1 protein-coding gene and 2 pseudogenes are annotated in these 2,892 nt (G+C 35.5%); 1 reads left to right on the top strand and 2 read right to left on the bottom strand.

Annotation, left to right across the window (positions count from 1 at the left end; translation table 11 throughout):
* Positions 1 to 39: 39 nt before the first annotated feature.
* Together CWATDRAFT_RS30955 and CWATDRAFT_RS30950 are read right to left on the bottom strand one after the other, a co-directional pair.
* A pseudogene (locus tag CWATDRAFT_RS30955) lies at positions 40 to 348 on the bottom strand (reverse transcriptase N-terminal domain-containing protein); the annotation flags it as partial.
* A 622-nt stretch (positions 349 to 970) separates the two neighbouring features.
* Positions 971 to 2,131: pseudogene (locus tag CWATDRAFT_RS30950) on the bottom strand (ABC transporter permease); the annotation flags it as partial.
* Positions 2,132 to 2,305: 174 nt separating this feature from the next.
* On the opposite strand from CWATDRAFT_RS30950, the gene CWATDRAFT_RS30945 reads away from it, so the two are divergent.
* Positions 2,306 to 2,668 carry a DUF1823 family protein gene (locus tag CWATDRAFT_RS30945; RefSeq protein ID WP_007308636.1) on the top strand — a complete coding sequence of 121 codons (363 nt, stop codon included), beginning with the start codon at positions 2,306 to 2,308 and terminating at the stop codon, positions 2,666 to 2,668.
* The last annotated feature ends 224 nt before the right edge of the window (positions 2,669 to 2,892 follow it).

The following is a 2,892-nucleotide window of genomic DNA, read 5'->3' as shown; positions in this document are numbered from 1 at the left end:
CTCAAGTCAGCTCGGACCGGTATCAAACTCGTCTGAGTGCTTTGCTTTGTAACCCTCTAATCTTAGTTCGTCAACTAGCTTTAATCTTTGGTTAGGGCGTAATGCCTTTTTCCCATCAACGCCAGCAGTTTTCTTACCTTGATTGTCTTGGGTCACTTTTCGTGTGGCTAAGAGCTTTGCGTAATGTGACTTTAACAGTAACTTTTGAAGCTTTTTAGCTTTGACTTTATTACCTGACCGTACAGCTTGAAATATTCTTTTTTGGAGCTTGAACACTTTTCTCTGGACTTTTGCCCAATTGATAGTGTTCCATTCTGGCGTAGTCTTGGTTATACTCGCATTCGACATTTAACTACCTCTAGTAGAGACTATTTCTTCTAATTAACCAGCAATACGTCAGCTTATCCGTACTCATTACAAGTAGGCATTAGCAACTTAATTGCTTCTCACATCCATGACCCTTGCGGTTAAGTTTGTCCCTGCTTATCTACCGACCAGTGATAAGAGCAATCATGGACTTAATTCGTTCCGTTGATTTGGGTGTATTGGTTTTAGGTTTCATCTCTCCCCCAGGTTACTTTTAGGAATCTGTGTGGATGTGCAGAATAAAACTCCACTTTTCACCTTGTTCTTTTTGAACGCAGCCTATCAAACAGTTTTGGCTACTTGCAAATTTTGAGGGTTCAAGTCAATGATTCAACGTAATGTTTAACCATGACCAATTGACTTGGGGAACGCCTTATTATGCTGTTTCATAACGATTTCCCCTTTTAACCCTGCTCCCATCCTGGGTTTACTAAGTCCAAAACGGAGGGTTATGTCGTCACTCTTGGGATTTCTCCTTTGATTCCGAGTTTGGCTCCTTTTAGCCAACAAAACAACAGTTATTCAAGAACCTCTTTGGAGGTTCTTGAACGGGCTACACGCTAAATCCTTGTCTGAGACTGGATATTAGCTTTCTAGCTCAACGAATCGCACCTTCTGGTTTAACAGAACCTAAAGCAGCAATTCTCACACTCCCATTCATTAAAAAACTATTTTGTAGTCGTTTTCCGTAAGCCATGATCAAAGATAAAATTAAAGCTGCGATCGCCGTAATCACTGAAACTTTTAAGCTATGACTAGCCAAGGTAAAAAAGTTATTTTGAAAAGCTGTTTTTGCGTTATTAATAACCAGATCTACTAAATATATTGAAGGTGCTAAAAATCCACCAAAGAAAGGTATAAAACAAATTAACCAAGCTAATAATGCTCGCCAAGATGTTAGTTGATAACGATTAATATGGCTTTGAGGAATACTATTTTGATAATAACGTGCTTGACGACGTGACCATAATTCTAAAATAATAAGGGTGAAAATAAATAACATCAAAAAAGCTGCCAATTGCGCTGCTGCTGTTCTTTCTCCTAAACCAAACCAAGTGTCATAGATTCCAGTTGTAAAAGTATTTACACCAAAGTATTGAACCGTTCCAAAATCATTTAATGCTTCCATTAAAGCTAGGGCTAAACCAGCCATAATTCCTGGTCGGGCTAAAGGAAGAGCTACTTTTAAAAAGCTTTGCCAAGGACTACAACCTAAAGAAAGACTAGCTTCTAATGTAGAAAATGACTGTTCTAAAAAAGCAGTTATTGCTAATAAGTAAACATAGGGATAAAGAACTAAAATTAACATCACAATAGCCCCCCATAAAGAACGAATATTGGGGAACCAATAATCATTGACATTTTGCCATCCAAACCAAGAACGAAGTATAGTTTGAACAGGTCCATAATATTCCAGCATATTCGTATAAGTATAAGCCAATAAATAGGCAGGAGCAGAAAGAGGAAGTAATAATAACCATTCAAACCAATCACATCCCCAAAAGCGACATAATGTTACTAACCATGCTGTTACTACCCCAATAATTAATACTCCTATTCCTACCCCAAACATCAGCAATAGAGAGTTTAAAATATAACCGCTTAATACAGTTTCCGCCAAGTGTTTCCAGATGGTTCCAGCATCAACGAAAATACTACTAATTACAAATAAAATAGGTGTAGCTATCAAAGAGGCTATCATGATAACAATAGCTACCCAACCTCTTGAGGATAGATAATTAATAATTGGTTTTAATTTATTCATAAATATGTTATTTGCGGGTTTAAATTATATTAGAAATATTTAATTCATACAGCATTTTTAACCTTAGATTGTTATGGTAACACAGTCTTCTACACTGTACATCTTTAAATATAGTTATTAACAAGTCTCATTCTAGGGTAAAATTAAAGTAGTCCTAATTGATTAAAAATAATTATGAAAGAGTTACCCCCTCTTAACACTGATACTATTAACGCCATTCTCAACGAAGAAATAGACGATGAAACTGTTAATCAAATGGTATGGTATTATTTAGGATATCGTTATGATGAAAGTAATAAAAATTGGAATAATTCTGAGGTAGAAGAGTCTTGGAAAGAAGCATATCCCCAACCCCCAAACTTCATTGAAAATCGTCCCCCTACAGTAAAATTAACCCGATCAATTCCTAAAGAAAATAAACAATTACTCAAAGAAAAGTTAGGATTTAAAGGGTATAAAATAGGGACTTTTGAACCCAGAGATACCCGTCGTGCGACTATGGCTAATTGGTTGTTAAACTATTTAGTGATGCACTGATAATAATCTGAGCAATTATAGTCTTAGACAACCTAATAAGATTTACTATTTCCTTTGTAATCTATTCTATTAATGTAGGGTGGGCAAAGCTATGTATATAATAAATAGCTGAGATAAGTTTCTATCTTGCCCACCTTAATACTTAATAAGTTAATACTTTCTTCTGTTAAAGTCTATTATATAACCATAAAATTGATAAGCAACCAAGCTAATAAAATAGCAAC

The organism is Crocosphaera watsonii WH 8501, assembly GCF_000167195.1.
GTDB classification, from domain to species: domain Bacteria; phylum Cyanobacteriota; class Cyanobacteriia; order Cyanobacteriales; family Microcystaceae; genus Crocosphaera; species Crocosphaera watsonii.
The sequence above is the reverse complement of the archived record's forward strand: the minus strand, read 5'-3'. Positions and strand labels throughout refer to the sequence as shown.